The sequence below is a fragment of the Dermatophilaceae bacterium Soc4.6 genome (assembly GCA_039889245.1).
In the GTDB taxonomy this organism is placed as follows: Bacteria; Actinomycetota; Actinomycetes; order Actinomycetales; family Dermatophilaceae; genus Lapillicoccus.
On sequence record JAZGVH010000002.1, the window covers coordinates 4,489,549 to 4,510,229 of the forward strand.

At 68.6% G+C, this 20,681-nt stretch carries 19 protein-coding genes and 1 pseudogene; 12 read left to right on the plus strand and 8 right to left on the minus strand.

Annotation, left to right across the window (positions count from 1 at the left end; genetic code table 11):
* Positions 1 to 15: 15 nt before the first annotated feature.
* Genes V3N99_20975 through V3N99_20985 form a run of 3 tightly spaced genes read right to left on the minus strand, consistent with a single transcriptional unit; the run spans position 16 to position 3,766 of the window.
* Entirely contained in the window at positions 16 to 483 is a 468-nt protein-coding gene (locus V3N99_20975; GenBank protein MEO3939201.1) for a DUF6262 family protein, read from the minus strand.
* Entirely contained in the window at positions 480 to 2,639 is a 2,160-nt protein-coding gene (locus V3N99_20980) for a tyrosine-type recombinase/integrase (GenBank protein MEO3939202.1), read from the minus strand. Before V3N99_20980 ends, V3N99_20975 begins: the two co-directional genes overlap by 4 nt.
* The gene (locus V3N99_20985; GenBank protein ID MEO3939203.1) at positions 2,636 to 3,766 is read right to left on the minus strand and encodes a tyrosine-type recombinase/integrase; all 1,131 of its coding nucleotides are present in this window, start codon (positions 3,764 to 3,766) and stop codon (positions 2,636 to 2,638) included. The genes V3N99_20980 and V3N99_20985 overlap by 4 nt, the downstream gene beginning before the upstream one ends.
* 171 nt (positions 3,767 to 3,937) lie before the next feature.
* On the opposite strand from V3N99_20985, the pseudogene V3N99_20990 reads away from it, so the two are divergent.
* A pseudogene (locus V3N99_20990) lies at positions 3,938 to 4,390 on the plus strand (ATP-binding protein).
* 572 nt (positions 4,391 to 4,962) lie between these two features.
* Here the strand turns inward: V3N99_20990 and V3N99_20995 are convergent.
* From V3N99_20995 to V3N99_21015, 5 genes are all read right to left on the minus strand, one after another.
* Positions 4,963 to 5,544, minus strand: a complete 582-nt coding sequence (locus V3N99_20995) for a hypothetical protein (protein MEO3939204.1) — start codon at positions 5,542 to 5,544, stop codon at positions 4,963 to 4,965.
* A 2-nt stretch (positions 5,545 to 5,546) separates the two neighbouring features.
* Positions 5,547 to 7,199 (minus strand): hypothetical protein, encoded by a 1,653-nt coding sequence (locus tag V3N99_21000; protein ID MEO3939205.1) that lies wholly within the window; start codon positions 7,197 to 7,199, stop codon positions 5,547 to 5,549.
* Positions 7,200 to 8,340: 1,141 nt separating this feature from the next.
* Complete coding sequence (locus V3N99_21005) at positions 8,341 to 8,796, minus strand: hypothetical protein (GenBank protein ID MEO3939206.1); 456 nt, start codon at positions 8,794 to 8,796, stop codon at positions 8,341 to 8,343.
* Between the two features lie 1,260 nt (positions 8,797 to 10,056).
* Positions 10,057 to 11,064 (minus strand): GAF domain-containing protein, encoded by a 1,008-nt coding sequence (locus V3N99_21010; GenBank protein MEO3939207.1) that lies wholly within the window; start codon positions 11,062 to 11,064, stop codon positions 10,057 to 10,059.
* A 40-nt stretch (positions 11,065 to 11,104) separates the two neighbouring features.
* Positions 11,105 to 11,950, minus strand: a complete 846-nt coding sequence (locus V3N99_21015) for an SDR family NAD(P)-dependent oxidoreductase (protein ID MEO3939208.1) — start codon at positions 11,948 to 11,950, stop codon at positions 11,105 to 11,107.
* A 387-nt stretch (positions 11,951 to 12,337) separates the two neighbouring features.
* Between V3N99_21015 and V3N99_21020 the strand changes: the two genes are divergently transcribed.
* From V3N99_21020 to V3N99_21070, 11 genes are all read left to right on the plus strand, one after another.
* The gene (locus tag V3N99_21020; GenBank protein ID MEO3939209.1) at positions 12,338 to 12,469 is read left to right on the plus strand and encodes a hypothetical protein; all 132 of its coding nucleotides are present in this window, start codon (positions 12,338 to 12,340) and stop codon (positions 12,467 to 12,469) included.
* 447 nt (positions 12,470 to 12,916) lie between these two features.
* Entirely contained in the window at positions 12,917 to 13,789 is an 873-nt protein-coding gene (locus V3N99_21025) for a hypothetical protein (GenBank protein ID MEO3939210.1), read from the plus strand.
* Between the two features lie 328 nt (positions 13,790 to 14,117).
* The gene (locus V3N99_21030) at positions 14,118 to 14,606 is read left to right on the plus strand and encodes an SAF domain-containing protein (protein MEO3939211.1); all 489 of its coding nucleotides are present in this window, start codon (positions 14,118 to 14,120) and stop codon (positions 14,604 to 14,606) included.
* A 12-nt stretch (positions 14,607 to 14,618) separates the two neighbouring features.
* A complete protein-coding gene (locus tag V3N99_21035; protein MEO3939212.1) occupies positions 14,619 to 15,437 on the plus strand; it encodes a hypothetical protein in 819 nt (272 codons plus the stop codon).
* Between the two features lie 329 nt (positions 15,438 to 15,766).
* Positions 15,767 to 17,041, plus strand: a complete 1,275-nt coding sequence (locus V3N99_21040; protein ID MEO3939213.1) for an ATPase, T2SS/T4P/T4SS family — start codon at positions 15,767 to 15,769, stop codon at positions 17,039 to 17,041.
* Positions 17,038 to 17,931 (plus strand): type II secretion system F family protein, encoded by an 894-nt coding sequence (locus V3N99_21045; GenBank protein MEO3939214.1) that lies wholly within the window; start codon positions 17,038 to 17,040, stop codon positions 17,929 to 17,931. Before V3N99_21040 ends, V3N99_21045 begins: the two co-directional genes overlap by 4 nt.
* Before the next feature lie 19 nt (positions 17,932 to 17,950).
* A complete protein-coding gene (locus tag V3N99_21050) occupies positions 17,951 to 18,871 on the plus strand; it encodes a type II secretion system F family protein (GenBank protein MEO3939215.1) in 921 nt (306 codons plus the stop codon).
* An 87-nt stretch (positions 18,872 to 18,958) separates the two neighbouring features.
* The gene (locus V3N99_21055) at positions 18,959 to 19,177 is read left to right on the plus strand and encodes a hypothetical protein (protein ID MEO3939216.1); all 219 of its coding nucleotides are present in this window, start codon (positions 18,959 to 18,961) and stop codon (positions 19,175 to 19,177) included.
* Positions 19,178 to 19,202: 25 nt separating this feature from the next.
* The gene (locus tag V3N99_21060) at positions 19,203 to 19,634 is read left to right on the plus strand and encodes a TadE family protein (protein MEO3939217.1); all 432 of its coding nucleotides are present in this window, start codon (positions 19,203 to 19,205) and stop codon (positions 19,632 to 19,634) included.
* A gap of 110 nt (positions 19,635 to 19,744) precedes the next feature.
* On the plus strand, positions 19,745 to 20,134 hold the full coding sequence (locus tag V3N99_21065; protein MEO3939218.1) for a TadE/TadG family type IV pilus assembly protein: 390 nt from the start codon (positions 19,745 to 19,747) through the stop codon (positions 20,132 to 20,134).
* 160 nt (positions 20,135 to 20,294) lie between these two features.
* On the plus strand, positions 20,295 to 20,681 hold the full coding sequence (locus V3N99_21070) for a pilus assembly protein TadG-related protein (GenBank protein ID MEO3939219.1): 387 nt from the start codon (positions 20,295 to 20,297) through the stop codon (positions 20,679 to 20,681).

Here is a 20,681-nt window from a genome sequence, read left to right on the forward strand (position 1 = left end):
TCATGTTCTTGCAGGTCAGGACGTTGTTGCGATCGATGCGACGAGTCGGGCGGTGGCGGGGGCGCTGGTGAGGGTGTGGCCTCGGCGGGCGAGCTCTCGGCGTAGGTCGAGGTTCTCCCCGTGGGCTTGTTCGAGGGCGGCGCGTAGAGCACGGACTTCCTGACGGTGCCGCTGTTTCAGGGCGGTGATCTGAGCGGTCAGGGCGAGTACGAGGGTGCTCTCGACGTCTGCTGGCGCGGTTGGGGTGCGCGACGGGGGGCGGCTCTGCTCGCGGAGCCGTTCGATGCGGCCGCGGAGTTCGGGGTGGTTGTAGAGGAAGGCGTGGGAGACGCCGGCCTCGCGTTGGACGGCCTGGAAGGTGATGGCCTCGCCGCGTTTGATCAGGGCGCGGAGGGCTTGCTCGGCGGCCGTGGTCTTCGCTGCGGACTTGGCCTTGGCCGCGGCGGTCAGCGCGGCGACGCGTTGGTCACGGTTCGCGGTCACGGGGTGCTCCTTCGGTGGCGGGTGAGGTCGAGGGTGAGCGGGACCGGTCCACCCGGCGGCGTGCCGCAGCCGCCGCCGTGCACGGCTCGGTCGGGGTGGTCGTCGATAAGGCTGAGCAGCCGGGTCAGCGCGGCCTGTTCCGCGCGTCGCTGGGCGAGCCAGATGTTGTCCTCGGGCATGGGGCGTCCGTACTTGTCCTGGAAGGCTGCGGTGCTGCGGGCGATCAGCTGGTCGGTCTCGACCAGCTGACGTGCCAGGGCGGTGTGGTGGGTCTGGTCGGTGACGAAGACCGAGCAGGTCAGACAGGCGTTGCCCTTGTCGCAGGACTGCAGCGGCGGCAGCAGGCACCAGCCGTGTGGCAGGACCCGGTCGGCGCGCTCGAACAGGTGCAGGCTGTCGTAGTCCTCGGAGGAGAACTGCACGCGGGTGCCGTCGGCCTTGAGTTTGGCGGTGGCCAGGAACGCCTGTTCGGCGTGTTCCTGGCGTTGGGCGATGTAGTGCATCGACATGGTCGGGGTGGCGTGGCCGGCGTATCGCTGCAGTACGTGGATCGGCAGCCCAAGCTCGGCGAGCCGGGTCAGCTTGGTGTGCCGGAACCGGTGGGTGTTGCTGAGGTTGACCGCTCGGCCCTTGCTGTCGGTGATCCGAGCCACGTCGCTCAGTTCGCGCAGCATCCAGTTGTAGGTGCCCGACGGGTAGGGCTTGTCGCCGCGGCGGTTGCCGGTGCGCTGGACGAACAGGAACCGCGGCCGCAGTTCGGGGAAGGACTGCCGGACCCAGCGTTGCTGTTCCTCGATGATCTCGGCGACCTCGCGGTCGACGAGGATGCTGTCCGGGGCGATGTCGATCTTGCTTTGGGCGTACCGGAAACGCACGACCTCCTGGCCCGCGGCGTCCTGCGCGGTGGGGGCCGGAAGCTCTGACAGGCAGTCGAACTCGCAGGTGCGGACCTCGCTGGCGCGTCGACCCGTGAGGACCTGCAGCAAGATCATCCGCATCGCCTGCGGGTCGTCCAGCCCGCGGGCAAGCACCTGCTGGCCGTCACCGCGGGTGATGGTCATCTGCTCGTCGCGCGGCAGGCCGAGCAGTGGCAAACCGGCGATGATCTGGGCCATGGCGCGGTCGTCGACGTAGTGGCGGTCGTTGACGGTGGAGGTGTGCGGGATCCGAGTGACCTGACGAAACCAGCTGGCCGCGTGAGTGTCGGTGACGTGCTGCCAGGGCCCGGCGCCGAGGACGCCGCGGGCCTCGCGGGGGTTCGCGGCGACGAACGCGAGCAGTTCCGCGACTGCTCGCAGGTCGTCGTTGACCTGGCGCGGCTGGACCGGTTTGCCGTAGTAGCGTCGGTCGGTCTGACGGGTCATCCGGTTGGTCGGGTCCGCGGTCCAGCGGCGGAACGCGGCAGCGTGCTCGGGCGCCGCGGCCGGGTCGCCGAGGATGTCGCGAGGGTCCTCGAAGGTCACCGAGAGCCAGTTGTCGAAGCGGCGCAGGGACTTGAGCCGTTCCTGGCTGATCGTGGTCCAGCGCAGGACGCCGGACTCCAGCTGGGTGCCCAGGTGCCACTTGACCGCCTCACGCAGCCAGGGCTGGGCGAGGTGCCCGGGTGAGCAGCCGTAGTTCCCCAACGGCTCCCGCCCGGTCAGCGGGATCCGCGGGTCGCAGCGTGGCTGCCAGTCGTCCAGGGTCCACCACGGCCCGTCGTGGCAGCGGGCCAGCAGCGCCAGCCGAGCGAACCCGAACACCACCCGCAGCCGGGCCCGGCTGCCCTGGGGTGGCAGCCGGTTCCATCGGACCGCGTAGAACCAGCCCTGCAACGCCGAGGCGGCGTCCCAGTCCATGGCGCGGATCGAGCCGGGGAAGGGATGGTTGTCCCGGATGGCGCGGCGCAGGATGTTGGCGAGCTGGTTGACCGCCAGCACCGAGGAGCGGGTGCCGTCGGTGGCCTGCCAGTGCGCCATCCACGCCAGCTCGGCGGGGTACGGGTCGGGCAGCCCGCTCAGGTCGATCCTGCGGTCACCGTTCTCGGTCACGGCGGCCCAGTTCTCGATGTCCGGGCCGATGACCGGCCCACGCCACGCCTCCGGGAGCTGCTGCCACAGCCGCCACACCGGGTCGGAGCCGCCGGCCAGGACAAGGTCGGTGCGCTTGTCGGTCATCGGGTCACCTGCCAGTCGGCTACGTAGGAGGTCCACGTCGCGGCGGCACGCAGGGCCTCGTCCTCACGCACCCACCCGTAGAGGTCGAGGGTGGTTTGCACGTGGGCGTGACCCAGGCGTCGGGAGACGACCCATTCGGGGGTGCCGGCCAGCAGCAGTGCGGTGGCGTGGCTGTGCCGGAACCAGTGCGGGGTCCAGCCCGGCGGGCCAATACCTTTGTTGCGTAACGAGGTGGTCTTGTCCCGCACGGTGCCCTCGCGTAACGCGGCCAGCAGCGGCGGCCGCTGCAAGTTGACGAAGAGCGCCGAGTCCGCGGACACCGTCAGGCCGAGCGTCGCGGCGTGGCAGGCCAGATGGGTCAGGTAGTCGGCGAACAGCCGCTCGAGGTCATGGCCGACATAGATCCGGCGAGGGCGCATCATCTTCACCCGCGCACCGTTCGGGTTGTCCTCGCGGGGAACGACCTCGACGTAGGGGGTGTCGCCGCGGCCCATCACGAAGTCGCGGATCCGCATACCCAGCAGCTCACCCAGTCGCATCCCGGTCTCCGCGAGCATCGCGAACACGAGCCGATCTCGCAGGTTCCCCACCCACTCCCCGCTCACCGGGTCCACCGCGGCACAGGAATCGAGGATCTCTTGGATCTGCTGCGGCAGCAGCAGCGGCGGGCGGTCGCCTCGCCGACTCCGTCGCACCCGCACCAGCGAGGAGGGCCCGGGCCTTGTGCGCTGGTCCAGATGCGCCAACAGTCCCCGTGCCGGGGCCTGTCGCGGCGCACCGCGCAGCAGCCTTTGCGCGACCTTCACCCCGAAGACCGCATGCTGCCACCGGTAGAACGAGATCACCGCCGCCAGGCGCGCCTCGAGCGTCTCCGGTGACGGCGCCTCGGTTGGCTCCACGATGGCGTGCTCGACGCGGCGGCCGTTGCGCAACCAGGACAGGAAACCCGAGACCGTCGGCACGCCGACGTCCTGCCACTGCTCGGCCTCGCCGCGCTGCTCCAGGAACGACCACCACTGAGCCATCGAGGTGGCGTAGCTGCGCACCGTGTTAGGCGACCACAACAGCCGGTGCGCCTCCAGCCACTCCTCGACCGGACCCACCGTCCGGTAGGCCTCATCGACCACGGTCCACGTCCGACGCCCATCCGAGGGCCGAACCGCCACACTGATTGCCACAGTTGTCGTTCCATCTCGTCGAAGAACTCCCGCTGATAGCGGAGCAACGACAATGACAAAAGGACCGACAGCAACTCGTCAGCGACGTACCTGCGGGCGGGTCAACTCCCCCTGATAACACCCGGAACCGGGAAGACCCACCTCGCGACCGGGATCGCGATCCGCGCCTGCCAGGCCGGGCACCGGGTCCTGCACGCCACCGCGTCCGAATGGGTCGACCGCCATGCCGGCGCCCACCACGACGGACGCCTCCAGGACGAACTGCGCCGCCTGGGTCGCTACCCCTTGCCGGTCATCGACGAGGTCGGATACATCCCGTTCGAACCCGAAGCCGCGAACCTGTTCTTCTAGCTCGTCTCCTCCAGGTACGAGCGAGCCTCACTCATCGTCACCTCGAACAAGCCCTTCAGCCGCTGGGGCGAGGTCTTCGGCGACGACGTCGTGGCCGCCGCCATGATCGACCGCCTCGTCCACCACGCCGACGTCATCGCCCTCAAAGGCGACTCCTACCGCCTCAAGAACCGCGACCTCGGCCGCATCCCCGCCACCCAGCACGGCGACGACCAACCATGACCAACCAGACCGGCTGGTTAGATTTCAACCGTCGATATCAGATCAATCTTCACCCGCCGTTGACATTCTCGACGCCGACGACGGGACACCCCCTTGTGATCCAGTCGCCGGCACGTCGTCACCCGCGACCCGCGACCTCCACGAGGAGATCGCCCGCCTTGCAGGAGTGGATGGGGGCGCGCTAGGGCAGCCGTCAGCGTGGGGTACTCGTTCCGGTGCTCCAGCACCAGACGCACCGCTCGAGCCTTCAGCTCGGGATCGATCAACTTGGGCATGTGCTCATCCTCCTGGACTCAAACAGGAGCGGCGTCAAACCTGGGGCGATTCAGGGTCCTCGTCGATGCGGCGACGTAGTTCCTCCAGGCCCGTCACTGCGACGATGTCCTCCCAGTCTCCTGTGCCCGTGCTGCCAAGTGAGTCTCCTTGGCTGCAGGTCTGGCCTCCGTCGGTCGTTGGGGCGTTCGTAGTCACACCGCAATCAGCGTGGGGGGCAGCCGGGCTCATAGACACTCACCTTGCCTGGTTAGCTCACGCGTATGACCACCAGGCGGTTTGTCCTGAAGCTGTCGCGGTCAGTGTTCGTCTGCGACGACGACGGACTGAATCTTCCAAGCCCCACTAGTTGCAACTAGCGTCACGCCGGCTGTGAGCTCGAGCCACGGCTGGCCTCCCGGCGGGTAGGTGATGCTGCCTGCGGGCACGATCGCGCCGTCGGGGAGCACCTGGATCGGGGACGCGCTGACGGTCACGGCCGTGTAGGCGGCCAGGTCGGCCGCCGCGAAGGTGGTACGCAGCTCGGTGACGGCCGCAGCACACGTCGAGGTGCCCGTAGCCTCGACCAGCTCCTCCTGGCCTTGGTCGGTGAGGAACTGGCACGAAGTGGTGGGGTCCGCGGACGCCATCGTGAGGTGCCACTGCCGCACGATGGCAGCTACCGCTTCGCGCTGGTCTCTGGTGGAGGTCGTCGGGTTGGGGTTGGTCGAGGTGCCCGTGCACCCGGCCATGCTCAGGGCAAACGCGGCAAACGCGGCAAACGCGGCAAACGCGGCAAACGCGGCAAACGCGGCAAACGCGGCAAACGCGGCAAACGCGGCAAAGGCGGCGAAGGCCGCGCGCGCGGCCGCACGACCGGCGGCCGTCTGGGCTGGGCCCACCCTTACGAGCATGTGACCAGGGGGGCAGGCGGGACGCCCGGACTTACGCAGGAGTCGTCGGTGACGACTTGGTAGTCGATTCTGACGGTGACGTTGTAGCCCGCTCGGGGGCTGCCTGAGTAGCTGATGGTCCGGTGGGCGTAGACGTTGTCCAGGGCGTCCGGAGTGACCGTCCACCCCGTCAACTCGCGTCCACCACCGTAGACGTCGGACTCTTGGCCGTCGGTCGCAGTTGCAAGGCTGTACGCAAGGAACTCCGAGTTGTCATCCACGACAATTGTGCCCGTGCAGTGCGGGGGCCCGGTCGCTGTGAACCGGGTAGACCACAGGTCCCGAACGGGTGAGGGGTCTAGATGGTCCAGCATGTTGTAGACCAGGTCTAAGTCCGTGGGTGGGCCATCTGGAGGTCCGACGGCGTCGAGGCCCACGACGTCGAACGGGCCCGGGGAAATCCGTGCAAACGTTCCCTCGTCATGGCCGTCATCAACGTCGGACAGGCACTCAGGGTCAGAGGGTCCCGAGACATGGGCGTTCACGTATGTGTCCGATATCGCGCCAGAAGGTGGCTCGAACCCCACGAGAGTGGTGCGGCCCACAGGGGCGTGACCCGTTGCCGACGCGACGTCCGGGGAGCGCGGAAGGCTGGACAGTGGGACGTCCGCGGAGATGTCGAAGGCCCACCGGTCCTGATAGTGGTGCACGGCGGTGGCGCTGAAGTCGTCACAACGCCCGCTGCAGTTGTAAGAACCGTGAACGACCGCGCGGTAGAGCAGATGCGGAGGTCGGCAGGTGGTCTGTGGCTCGTCGTGGGAGATCACGCAGGCGAGCAGGCTACCCGTCTTGGGGTATGCCTGCACGAGGGCCCGCCGCAGATCTGCCCACTGCTGCGTGACGTCGATGATGGCCCCTTGGACGGCCCGCTTGAAGTTGGCACCGGACGATGTCGGAAGGCCGCAGGCAGGTGGTACGGAGTGGTCGGTCATCGGCCCGCAGCCGCGCGGAAAGGTTGGGCCGGTCGCCGCGCCGGAGCGGGGGTCGACCGCGCCGTTGTCCTTGGCGATGTTCGCGTGGACCACGCGCCCTCGGCACCCAATCAGCGGTGTCTGGTCCGGGAAGATGGTGTAGCACCCGGTCGACAAGTCCTGGGGGAAGGACGGGATCTTGCCGGTGGCGCTGAGGTCGAGCAGCGGCCGGGCCGGCGCAGGTTGGTCCAGGCCTGGGGGGTTGGCGGCGCTGTACGGAGGATCAGCCTGGTCAGTCCAGTTGCTGTGCGAGTAGAAGTCTTCGACGCCGTGCAGCGCGCGGCCGAAGGCCAGCAGTGTGCGGCACTTCGCTGAGGCCCCGCCGCCGCCGAAGCGGCTCGCGCACCGTTCATGAGGGTCGACCTGTGCGGCGATCACGTGGCCCTTCGAGTCGAGCATCCCCGGTGCCTCCGCGACGGCCTGGGTGAAAAGGGACCGCATGTGTTGGATGCAGTTGCTCAAGTTGGTTGTGGCAGCGGCTCGCGTATGCTGCGCCGCCACCGCGGCGAGGTAGTCTGCGTCGTCGCAGTGGGCCTCCGGGTGCCCGACGACCTCGTGAAAGTCGGCCCAACCGACTGCGCCAAGCTCCCCGAAAGCGGGCAGCTCTGCGTTGGAGCCGGCGAGCTGGGTCATGGACAACGGGTCCAAACACTCCGTGTCCGATGGGACGCGATCGGGGCATTGGAGAGCGGCCCGAGTGATGTGCTCGTGCACATGCTGCTGGGCACCCCCGTAGGTCCCGAACGCCCGTGCAGGAGGGGCGCTGCGGGCACCCTGGGACAGAGCGGCCATGCAGATCAGCCCGACCGTCACTGCGGCACGAACCAGTACATACCAGTGGCCGGATTCGGCCGCATCAGGGGGCCGGTCGCGTGGGCGTGCCATGGGTCAGTCACCGGACCTTCGACATGCCAGCCCCGCCACGCGCCGCCAGCCCTCCAAGGGAGGCGGCTGCTCAATCGTGCGGTGAAGTTGCTGGCCCCGGAGCCGACGGTGAGTGCCCGGCCCGGGATTCCGTATGAGATGAAACTAGCATGCCATCGCGATGCGTGCCGTAGGGCATCTAGGACCTCATCTCCTTGCGGCAGCGGGAACGCGCCCTGTAGCAGATGAGACGTCCAGACTGTGCCCCGCCCGTGAGGGATCAGCGCCAAGCACGACGGCGCCCCCAAGGAACAGGGCACTGAAAAGGTCGGTAAGTAGGGCTGTGACCAGCGGGTTTGCGGGTGTGTGACCGGCGTGGCGTGTGGGACGGGTGTGGCCCGAGGGGCTGAGATGGAAATTCTTCAAGCCACCGTCTCAACCCAGATCATCGGAAGACCTCGACACCTACCCCGGGACCGACGCGCCGAGCCACCAAGGCAAGGGACCTACACCCTCAACTGTGAAGAGCCGGATATCACCGGCCTGCCAGATGCGCCGGGTGGCCTTTCGGGACCAAGCCTCTAAGGCCGTTGTTCAACGCGCCTTCGGCAAAGATATCGTGTCTTCAGCGCCCCGCTCTTCATGACTTTCTTATCTTCGATTGCGATAACTTTCCACCCATCGCTACCAATCATATTCAAGAATTCGATCTCAGGAACGCCTCCCGATCCTCTGTGAGACTTGGTGAGGGTCTCGTCTCCTGTGCGGAGATACGCGTCAGTCTTGCGATCTGCGTCCACCTCATAGGGCCCCATATACACGACTGCCCACGCATACCCGCACTTCTTCATGCCGCATGGTACCCCACCATTGACGCGCCGGGTCGAAGTACTGACACCACCAGTCTAAGTCAGTACTTAGGGTACAGATCGCGAATCGCTTTCCCGAGTTGCTCTGCCTGAGACCGCAAGCGAACAATCGCTTCTGTCTGCATTTTATTCCACCGCCCGCCGCTACCGGCGATACCTTGAACGAAAGATGTATTGTTATAATTGATGATTGCATCTTGGTAAGCGTAAAGATTGTTTGCCACTCGCCCCTTGATGTTTAAGCGAATCTCCTGGCACGCCTGATTGGAAGGCATGCTTACCTGCGGTGGACTCCCATCAAAGGCCAAGAAAGGTTGATACAAGGAGCGTTCCGTGTTTTGGCAGTGTTGCTCAATTTCCTTAAGGGCTACGCCAAGTCCACCATCCCACCGCCTCCCTCGCTTGTTGAATCTGCCAGTGACGAGATTGGTGACCTGGCTAAATCCTGCCCCGATTGCGGCGGATACAAGCATTGCCTCTTGAGTGGTGAAATCCACAATCAACCTCCCGAGTCTGTCCTGATGCTGGGAGCGATGGTACCGCACCATTGACGCGCATGGGGATTGTCCTTAACTGACAGTATGGAATTTCTCAAGACAACAGTTGGAAGAGGCGAAAGGCCGGGCAGATGAAGCCAAGACTCGTCGCTTCGAAGGTGCCGTGAAAAAGTCTAAGAGCGACAAGCGTGCCGCCGAGGGCTGGCTTCAGCAAGAGGACGCACGGGTGGCACGCAGTGTCCCTGGTCTTGCAGGGTGGCGGACCCCGGTCGCGGCGGCCTGGAGAGTCTGCGTTCGACGCGCGCGTAGCGGACTGCCGCGTCTCGGCGGTGCGTCAAACTGGGCGAAGTGACGCAGGGGTACGCGGCTGTCGGATCCGAGCCCCCGGACAGCTACTCGCGGGAGCGCGACGTGGGCGGGTGGGCCACACCATTCGTGCCGTGGCCGTGCCACCGCCTCGAGTGGGTGGCGCTGCGGCGGCTCGCGCACTCCGGCCGCCCTTGGTCCGGCACAATGCCGGGCATGGTGGTTGTGCGACCCGGGAGCGAGCCCCGGAGGAGGCGGGCGATGGAGGGTTCGGTGCCGTGGGTGTCGAGGCGTACTGTCCGGGCATTCGCCGTCCGCCGGACTCTTGGGGGGGCACCTTCTTGGCGACCGCAACCGGTGCCGTGGATCAGACCCCCCGTTCAGTACAACTGGGAACGCCTCGACTCCGCCGCTTGCGCGTGCTGCTTCTTCGGGGCGGACGGTCTTGCTGCTCGCGCTGCGCGAGGCCAGCGGCCCGGCCCCGTCGCTGGAGCGCAGGTGGATGCGCGTGACCTCTGTTCAGCCCTCGTGCTTGGCGTGTCTCGGTGACGCCGGACTACCTAGTGGACCCCGCTGCGATCCGTGACTCACGAATCGCTGCTGGGTTGACGCAACAGGAGTTGGCACGCCTGGTGGGGGTTGCCGGTGGAGACCGGGTGTCGAAGTGGGAGTGCGGGGCGGCCGTGCCCCGCCCAGAGGCTTTGCACCGGCTGGCAGCGGTACTCGACGTGCAGCCGATAGATCTTCTGACCCCCCTCACTGGCGTCCCGGACCTGCGACGCCTCCGACTGCTAGTGGGGAAGTCTGCCGCAAGCGTCGCCAAGGCCGCGCACGTGTCGGTGACGACCTATCAGCGCTGGGAGGGGGGCGGCGTCCAGCACCTGCCCCCTCGGGCGGCGTTGGCCGAGCTGGGGGAGGTGCTTGGGGTGAGCGCTGACGAGGTGAGCGCAGCTATCAGGGCTGCGCCCCGAGGCTGAAGGTGAACAGCCCGGCGGTTGTGTGCTGGTCGAGTAGGACGATGTTGGCGATGATGTCGACGTCGAGCCAGCCGTCAGGCATCCGAGCGAGCCGCAGGTGACCGGTAGTCCGCCCGGTGCGCAAGGAGTCCGACAGTTGCTGAGCAGCGGGTTGGTCGTGAGGGTGGATCCACCGAGGGTCTAGCCGGGCCGGGTCGTGAGTCCAGTGCAGATCGGGGAGAGGGCCGTCGATCCACCGCAGGATGCGTAGGGTGCTGAGGTTGACCAGGGCGCGGTGCTCCCCGGGTCGGGCGATGCTCTCGAGGACCCGATGTTCGAGGATGGCCGGGGGAGGAGCTGCGGGGGTGGCGTCCGCGGGTCCGATGTCATGGGTAATTCCTCGCAGGACGACCTCAGGGTTCCCGTTGGGGGTCTCGAGGATCGCTCGGCAAGAGAGGTGGCCGGCGCGCATCTCAGCATCGTCGCGGCGGATAGCCCACACAGCTTGGTGCTCGTCGCCGGGTCGGGACCGGACGAGCAACGCCATGGCCTGGGCGTCGTCGATGTTGGGGATGAGTCGGGTGAAGGCTTCGGCAGTCGCGCGTTCGGTTTGCCGCCGGTCCGGCGGGACTCCATATAGGTCGAGCAGTCCGTCGCTACCGCCGATGGTGTCGGTAGTGAGGTTGAAGTGCCAGGCCCCGGCGAGGTCACGGGGTGGCGGTTCTTGGTTGAGACCACCGGTCCAGACCCAGACCCCGTGCACGTGGCCGCGGAAGGAGATCAGTGGTTCGCATACGACGTGGTGCTGACCGTCGCGGGTGGTGTGATCTGCTTGCTGGCCGGTGGCCATGGTGTCGGCGACAGCCTCCTCGACCGCGGTGAGGAACCGCCCACGGCTGAGGACGGTGCGCAGGGGTACCATCCGTTTAGGGGCGGTCCCGACCCCGATGACGCTGGGCGCGTTGTCGCCGCCGAACGTCTCAATGAGCAGCCACTGGTCTGCCATCTCCCCGACCTCGTCTCGTACCTCGTTGTACGCGCTGATTCTAGGGCCGAGCCAGCCCCAGACGCTCGGTGAGGAACTGGTACCTGCCGGCCAAGAGGCGTGACACGAGATCCGCTGCGTGGGCGTCTGCGCCGATGACGATCCTGCGGCGGCCTTGGGTTGAGCCCCGGAGGATGGCCGCTGCGGCGTCTCCGGCGGAGGTGCGTGCAATGCGGCTGTCGAACTGGTGCTCGATCGCGGTGGCGTCCGTCGGGTGTGCGTAGAGACCGTTGCGCATGATGCCGGTGCGCACCCCTCCGAGGATCACGCAGCTCACCGTCACACGGTCGGTGACCTCTTGCTGGAGGGCCTCGGTGAAGCCGCGGACGGCGAACTTGGCCGCGTTGTAGGCGCTATAGCCAGCGACGCCGACAAGGCCGAAGGCACTGGATACGTTGACGATCTGGGCGGAGGGGTGGCTCTGGAGGTCGGGGAGAAAGACCTGGCAGCAGGAGATCGTGCCGATGAGGTCGACGGCGACGACTCGCTGGATGTCAGCGATGTTGGTGTCCCCGAGCTGGCCCACGTGGATGAGGCCGGCGAGGTTGAACAAGCCGTCGGGGGCGCCCTGCGATGACAAGATCTGTCCTCCGGTTTCGGCCACCGCCTTGTGGTCGGCAACATCGACCACCCAGCTGCTGATGTCGACGCCGTGGCCCGCGCAAAGGGCCGCAGTCTCGGACAAGGACCCATCGTCGACGTCGAGCAGGGCGAGGGAGGTGCCCGCTCGCGCCAGCTGGAGAGCAAGGGCCTGCCCGATACCGCCGCCGGCACCGGTCACGACCGCCAGGCGAAGGGGAGCGTGCGGCTTGTCCCTGTGATGGGGGATGACGCGCGGCATGCCCATGGCTATCCTTTCCCGTACTGCGCCCGGGAGCGTCTGCCTCCGGGATGGGTCAGCGCTAGGAACCCATCGGCCTGATCCCCTGCACCGTAGCCGCGATCTGCCCTGCCATTGAGTGGCAGCGGATTCGAGCACCCGGGAGGGCGCCGTGCCTCGTAGCCGCATCACCGCAACGACACCCGCTGGGTTCGTAGGAGCTTGGGCTACCTCTGTTGGGTGTTCTGGGCTAGTGTTAAAAAACCGATCTGCGATGCCGCTGTCCCCCTGGGCCTGCCACTGGGGCTTTAGGCAAGTAGAAGGGAGGGGATAAAACGTGGCTGGCAAACAAGCTCTCATGACGGCTGCCGTCGTCACTGCGGCCGGCGGCTTGATGCTGCCGAGCCTGGTGGCGTGCTCGAGCACGCCTACCCCGTCTGCAACGACGTCGACGACGCAGCCCTCCAGTGCCTCACCCTCGACCCCCACGACTTCTGTCCCCTCCTCGACCACCACGACGACAGGTCCTGCTACCGCCGCCCTTAGCTCGGCTGAGGCAGCTGTCTCCTCCTTCTGGACCTCCCTCGACGCTCTCAGCGCTGAACCGAACAGCGACCTTGCTGCGTTGGCCAAGGTCGCCCGCGACCCCGCGTTCCAGACGTGGCAACAGCTCATCGTGCAGCGACGGGTCAAGAGCCTGAGGCAGATCGGCGCAACCAAGGTTGCGACAGCTGTCGCCAGGAGAACAGGTGCCTCAACGTTCGATGTGGAGGCCTGCATCGACGTTAGTGGCACGGATCTGGTTGACAGCAAGGGGAAGTCGGTCGTACCCGCAGACCGATCCCCTCGGATTCGCTACCAGTATTCCGTCGTCCAGGGGAGTGACTCGAAGTTCTACGTGACGCGCGACAAGGCGTCTGGTTCATGCTGACGCCGAGGCGGCTTGTGGCCGCTGTCGTGCTCAGTGTCGCGTGTCTCCCGTACGGGGCCGCCATGGCAGACACCCCGGTGGTGTGTACCCCTCCCTCTGTCCTCGACCCGGTCAGCGGCACGTGCCAGATCGTCGTCACCGACCCCGGCGGCGGGGGTGGCGCTGGGGGAGGCGGCGGGACTGGTGGGCCGACCAAGCCGGTCGGCAACAGTCCAGCCAAGTGCGTGTCGCGCTGGTCGGGCGCGGCTACCAAGGTGCCATGCACCTCGGCCTCGGGGTACTGGTCCAACGGCCGCCAGTGCTATGTCTCGGCGATGAGCCCGCAGCCGGCGAAGACCGACCCGATCTGGGGTGGCCACGTTGACGGCACGGTCTATGCGTGTGCGCCACCGGTGGCGTCGCCTGGCGGTCAGATCGTCACGTACTTCTGGGCTGCGACGCCGCCGCCGGGGCCGGCAGCTCCTCCCGACCCCCGCGTCCTCGCGACACGAGCGGTCGCGTCAATGCGGCTGCACGCCATCGCGATCGGGATCGTCCCCGAGCCGCGCCCGGGCAGGGTCGGGATCATCGGGCTCCCGACGTGGATGTGGGCGGCCGCACCAGACGCGCAGAGCCTGGGCCCCCTCACCCGAACAGCGAGCGCCGGAGGGTTCACGGTCACCGCTTCGGCGACGGCGGATCGGACGGTCTGGACGATGGGCGACGGAGCCACGGTCACCTGTCGCGGCCCCGGCACCCCGTACGCCGACGTGTACGGCAGGCAACCGTCGCCGACGTGCGGGCACACGTACACGAAGCAGGGGACCTACGCGGTCCGGGCTACGACCTACTGGGTCGTGACCTGGACTGGCATCGGCCAGACGGGGACCATCCCGCTGGCCTTCACCGCGACAACCACCATCACCATGGGTGAAGCCCAGGTGCTCAACGGCTGACCCCCGAAGGGTGCATACCGGCATGGCCACCACCACAACGACCTCAGCAGCATCAGCGGCGTCCGCCACGTCCGGGTCTCACCCGCCCACGCGCCCACCCTCGAAGGCGAGCACCGCTTCTCCCGGGGGATCCTCGAGCTCCTGGCGTGCGGGACGACGCCTCGGCCGGCCGGCTACCGAGGACGGCATGAGCGAGGCGACATTGTCCGTGGCGCCTGCGCCTCGGCTTCGGCGTCGTCCCGTCTTGATGGTGGCGTCGGTGGCCGCGGTGTGTCTGGGCGCCTTGCTGGGGGTGTGGGCATGGACGTCGACGAGCACGACGCACGAGGTGGTCGCTGCCCGCCAGACCATCACCCGCGGACAGACCATCAGCCAAGCCGACGTCATGACCGTGCAGGTCGGGGTCGACCCGGCACTGAAGCCGATCCCGGGCAGCCAGCTCGCCGGTCTCGTGGGCCGACGGGCGGCCTTGGACATGGCGGCCGGGTCCCTGGTCACCAGCGACGACGTCATCGCAACGGTCCTTCCGGGTCAGGGCATGTCGGTGGTCGGGGTATCCCTTCCTGCGTCGCTTCTGCCCGGTGAGGCGCTGGTCGCTGGCGACCGGGTGCGGGTCGTGGCGACCCCCGGTCAGCAGGGCGACGTCGGGTCAGAGCCCCCCGCGACGATCCCGGCGACCGTGGTCGGTGTCTACCCCGACGGGCAGAGCGACCAGACCGTCGTGTCGGTCGAGGTGCCTCAGGAGCGGGCGGCGGAGCTGGCCGCCCGCTCGGCCACGGGCAAGGTGGCCCTCATCCTCGACAGCCGCGAACGGTGAGGCGATGACGTCATGGCCGTGATCGTGCTCTGCTCCGCCTCCGGGTCACCGGGGGTGACCTCGACAGCGTTGGGTCTGGCCCTGGCCTGGCCCCGCCCGGTGCTGCTGGTGGACGCCGACCCCACCGGTGGCTCGGCCATCTTCGCGGGCTACCTGCGGGCGCAGTCCGCCCCCACCGACTCCCTCGTCGACCTGGCCCTGGCCGCACGCGACGGCCACCTCACTGCGGCCATCGCCGCCGCGGTCATCAGGATTCCCGGGCCGTCCGGGGAGGACGTCTCGACGGTGTCCCTCCTACCCGGGACACGGGCCCACGGACAGGCTCGCGGGCTGTCCGGGCTGTGGGAGCCGCTGGCTGCGGAGCTCGCCGCGCTCGAGGACACCGGGCAGGACGTCATCGTCGACGCGGGACGGCTCGGGTTGGTCGGCAGCCCGCAGCCCTTGCTGTATGCCGCTGACGTGGCGTTGCTCGTGGCCCGGTCCGACCTGGTGTCCCTGGCGGGGGCGCGGTCGTGGGCCGAGACGCTGCGGACCGGGTTCGAGCGGGTTGGTGGGGTGTCGGCGTTGTCACTGCTGCTGGTGGGGGAGGGTCGGCCCTACTCGGCCGGGGAGGTGCGCAAGGTCCTCCAGATCCCCGTGACCGCCTCGCTGCCGTGGGACCCGGACGCGGCCGCCGTCTTCGCGAGGGGGGCGACGGCTCCCCGCCGGTTCGGCTCGTCTGCGCTGGTGCGCAGCCTGACTGCGGCGAGTACCGCGGTCCAGGCTGCTGCCGCCGCCAACCGCGAGCAGCTGGCGGCCGTCGGTGCGGGAAGCGCGGGGGGACTGGCATGAGCAGCGACCTCGCCTCCGGCCAGGCCGCCCGGCCTGACCCCGGCGACCCGACCTCCCTGCCCCTGTTCGCGCTCACTCCCCAGCCGGGGACGCCCCGACGACCCGGGCGGGTGCGGGGATCGTTCTCGATGACCGCCCCGAACACCCACCCCCCGGGCGCGACGCGCGACACCGTACGGGGCAGCGTTCCTAACGATACACCCTCAGCCCACGGCCGACCGCGACTACCCCGACAGGCTGGCCTGCTCAGAGACACCGTGGCCGGCGAGCTCGACTGGGGACTGGTGGCCGCGTTGCGTCAGTTGGCGTCGGACCGGTTGAGCTTGGGGATGGGGGAGGACCGGGCGCACCTGCCTCCTGCGGCGCAGCGGGAACGCGGTCGGGCGATCATCTTCGACCTGCTGCGCGCGGAGCACGACGAGCGGGTCAGCTCGGGGCAGGACACGTGGTCGCTGGCTGAGCAGGACGCGCTGGCCCGGGCGGTCGACGACGCCTTGTTCGGGCTGGGCCGTCTGCAGCCGCTGGTCGACGACGACCGGGTGGAGAACATCCTGATCTTCGGGTGCGACTGTGTGGTCCTAGAGCTCAGCGATGGCCGCCTGCTGCCGGGGCCGGCGGTCGCGGACTCGGACCAGGAGCTCATCGACTTCCTCGTGTTCCTCGCGTCCCGGTCCGAGGTCAACGCCCGACCCTTCTCGCAGGCGCAGCCGCGACTGCACCTGCGCCTCGATGGCGGCGCGCGGCTCGCGGCCGCGGCCTGGGTCACCCCCCGCCCCTCGGTCGTCATCCGACGCCACCAGCTGCGGCAGGTCACTCTGACCGACCTGGTGGACCGGGGCACCGTGTCGGAGCTGGCGGCGTCGTTCCTGTCGGCGGCGGTCAAGGCCCGGCGCAGCATCGTCGTCTCCGGTGCGCAGAGCGCGGGAAAGACCACGTTGGTGCGGGCGCTGTGCGCGGAGATCCCCCGGCACGAAGTCATCGGCACGTTCGAGACCGAGTACGAGCTGCACCTGCACGAGCTGAAGGACCAGCACCCGTACGTTTTCGCGTGGGAAGCCCGCCCCGGGTCGGGTGAGCGGGCCGCCGACGGGTCGCAGGCGGGGGAGTTCACCCTGAGCCAGGCCCTGTTCGACTCGTTCCGGTTCGACCTGTCCCGCCAGATCGTCGGGGAGGTCCGCGGTCCCGAGGTCTTGGCCATGCTCAAGGCGATGGAGTCCGGTGCCGGGTCGATCTCGACCACCCACGCCCCGAATGCTGAGGCCGCGATCGGCAAGCTCGTCACCTGCGCCATGGAAGCCGGCCCGCAGATCACCCACGACTACGCGGTACGCGCGATCGCCGCCAGCATCGACGTCATCGTCCACGTGCACCTCGAGACCACCCCCCTGCCCGACGGCACCGCCCAACGCGACCGGTGGGTCGCCGAGATCATCACCGTCACCCCCGGGGAACGCGAGAAGGGCTACGCCGTCCAGCACGTCTTCCGCACCACCCCCGGGACGCGGGTCGCCGTACCTGGGGTGCTGCCCGACGAGTACCGGGACCTGCAACGGTGGGGCTTTGCCCTGCAGGAGTTCTACGGCGCCAGCGAGGCCGCGTCATGACCGCCGTGATCCCTGCCCTGGCCGGTGCACTCGTTGTCGCCGGCCTGCTCGGCGCGGCGACGTCACTGCGACCTATCCGCTCTGACAACCCTGCTGGGCCGATGGGTCGGCTACCGCGAACCGGACGCGGTGCCTTCCCGGGCATCGGCCGGGTCATGACGGTGAGCCGCCGGACCCGCGTGCTGGTGGTGGCAGGTGTCGCGGTGGGGCTGCTGGTCGCGGTCCTGACCGGGTGGCTGGTGGCGATCCTCGTGGTGCCGGCGGCATTGGCGGGGCTGCCCGTCCTGCTCTCCGCGCCGGCGTCGGCGGGTCAGATCACCCGGCTGGAGGCGATGGAGGAGTGGACCCGTTCCCTGTCGGGGATCCTGACCGCTGGCGTCGGTCTCGAGCAGGCGCTGATCTCGACGTTACGTTCGACGCCGGAGGCGATCCGCCCGGAGGTGACGCGGCTGGCGTCCCGGTTGCGGGCGCGGTGGGCCACGGAGGACGCGCTGAGGGTCTTCGCGGACGAGCTCGACGACGCTACGGGTGATCTGATCGCGGGCAACCTCATCCTTGGTGCGCGCCGCCGCGGCGCCGGGGTGGCCAGCGTCCTGGAGGCCCTGGCCGAGTCCGTCGCCGCCGACGTCCGCGCCCGCCGCGAGATCGAGTCCGACCGGGCCAAGCCCCGCTCGACCGCCCGCTGGGTCACCCTCATTACTGTCTCGGTCCTGGCGGTCCTGGCCCTGACCGGCGACTACATCGCCCCGTACGGGTCCCCCATCGGGCAGCTCCTGCTCGTGCTGCTGCTCGGCCTGTACGTCGCGACGCTGCTGTGGATGCGGCACATGGCCACCGGTGCCCCGTTGCCCCGGTTCATCGGGGCCGCCGCGAAGGACGCAGCCCGATGACCTGGCCGGTGGAGACGTGATGGTCACCGGACTGCAGCTGGCACTGGCCGCAGGGGCCCTGATCGGTCTCGCCGCGGCGCTGCTGGTCTGGCACCTGGCACCCGTCGACCCTGACCTCGCCGACGCCCTGGAACGACTGTCCCCGCAGCACACCCGACGCCGGACGGACGACGCCGCCCGTGCCGGGGTCGGTGGCTCCGACGTGCGAGACCGGTTGGGGCGGTGGGGGATGACGACCCTGCCCGCCGGAGCCTGGGGGGTCACGCCGACCCGGGAGCTGGCCATCCTGCGGATCCCGATCAGCCGGTACTACGGCGAGAAGCTGCTGTTCGCGTCGCTGGGTCTGGTCATCCCGCCGCTGCTGACGACGTTCTTCGCCCTGATCGGGGCGCACCTGCCGCTCTACATCCCGGTCGGGGCCACCGTCGTACTCGCGGGGGTGATGTTCTTCCTGCCGGACTATAACGTGCGCGACGATGCGACGAAGGCTCGCGCCGAGTTCGGTCGCGCCCTCGGTGCCTACATCGACTTCGTTGCCCTGGAACGCAACTCTGGCGCCGGTCCCCGTCAGGCCATGGAGGTCGCCGCCGCCGTTGGGGACTCGTGGGTGTTCCGCCGGCTGGGGGAGGAGCTGGCCCGGACCCGCTGGTCGGGGCTGACCCCGTGGGACGCGTTGCACGGCCTCGCTGACGAGCTCGGCCTGCCCGAGCTCGACGACCTGGCCGACATCATGCGCCTGTCCGGGGAGGAAGGCGCCCAGATCTACCGGACCCTGCGTGCCCGCTCCGCCAGTATGCGCACCGCCATGCTTACCGCCGAGAAGGCCAGGGCCAACGAGATCGGGGAGAAGATGTCGATCCCCATGAGCCTGCTCGGCGTCATCTTCCTGGCCATCCTCGTCGCCCCCGCCCTGCTGCGCGTCATCGGAGGTGCCACCTGAGCAACCCAGCCGTACGGCGCCGTTCAGCGGCCGGCCCGGCTAGCCACCCAGCTACAACACCCGTCACAGAACTCGAGGGACAAGATCATGTACCACCTCAGTGCCACACTCCACGTCCTCGGCATCCACGCCACCCAGAGCCTCGAAGAGCAACTGCTGGAGCGCCGCAAGACGCTCGCCCGCACCGACCGCGGGTCGGTGACCATCGAGCAGGTCGTCTGGGCCGTCGCCGTCATCGCCATCGTCGGCATCGTCGTGGTCGCCATCACCAACTACGTCACCACCAAGTCCGCCCAGATCAAGTAGCCCGCCCCAATCCATCGACGCGATCATGACCTCGACGACCGCCCCCACCCTCACCCCGGTTCCTGAGCGGGGTGACATGGTCGCGCGTCGACGAGACCACGGCTCGGCCTCGATCCAGCTCGTCGTGCTGATGCCTGCCCTCTTCTCGGTCATGTTCCTCGGCATGCAAGGCGCGCTGGTCTACCACGCGCGGACCGTGGCCATGGCGGCAGCTCAGGAAGGAGCCCGCACCGCAGCCGGCCTGACTGGTACCGCACCGGCGGGGGCGCAGGACGCCTACAGCTTCATCGCCGACGCCGGCGGCGCCGACGTCCTCGAGGCCCCCCAGGTCACCACCAGCCGCAGCGCCACCACCGCCACCGTGACCGTCACCGGGGTGTCGCTCAGCGTCATCCCCGGCTGGTCACTCATCGTCACCCAGAGCGCGAGCGTCTCGGTCGAACGGATCACCCAGTGACGGCCGCCCGGTCCGCCCTGTCCTCTGCGCCGTCGTGGCCGATTCCGTTGCTTGTTTGGGCACGGATGTGGTGGCTCCGCCGCGCGGATCCCGAGGAAGGATCGGCGGCGGTGGAGGCCGTCATCGGTGTCCCTGCGTTCCTGCTCTTCGTCAGCCTCATCATCTTCGCCGGACGCGTCGCGATCGCCACCCAGGCCGTCGAATCAGCGGCCAACGACGCCGCACGCGCCGCGTCCATCTCCCGCAGCGCCGGCCCCGCCGCAGGCGCCGCCAGAACGGCCGCCGCGACCGCTCTGTCCAACCAGGGCCTCAGTTGCCGCAGCACCAGCGTCACCATCGTCACCAGCGGCTTCGCCGCCCCCGTCGGTACGCCCGCCAGCGTGGGGGCGACCGTCAGCTGTGTCGTCGACCTCGCCGACCTGGCCCTGCCCGGTGTCCCCGGCACCCGCACCGTCACCGCGACCATGTCATCACCGCTGGACACCTACCGAGAGCGGTAAATCGATGCTGTACCAGGAATCCACCACACCGGATCACCGGCTGGCTGATCAGACACCCAGTCCTCCAGTCGCACTGTGCCGCAGGGAGGGCGGCCTGCGGGCGGGAGGTGGCACGTCACGCAAGCGAGTCGCCGGAGGCAGGGAAGGCGGGTCCATCAGCATCTGGGTCGCGACCGGTGGTCTTGTCATGATCATCCTGGTCGGGATGGCCGTCGACCTCAGCGGCCAGGTCTTCACGCAGCAACACGCCCGGGACATCGCCCGGCAGGCCGCCCGCGCCGGAGGCCAGCAGCTGCAACCCGCACCCGCCATCCGCGGGCTCGGCGTCAGGGCCGACCCGGCCGCCGCCGTCCGGGTCGCCCGGACCTACCTGGCCGCCGCGGACCTGACAGGGACCGCCCGCGTGACCGGTGGCACGACCGTCGTCGTGGACACCACCGCGGTCTACCCGACGAAGTTCCTCAGCATCATCGGGATCACCCAGCTCACCGTCACCGGCCACGCCGAAGCCACCATCACCCGTTCCGTCGACGGGGCAGCCCGATGA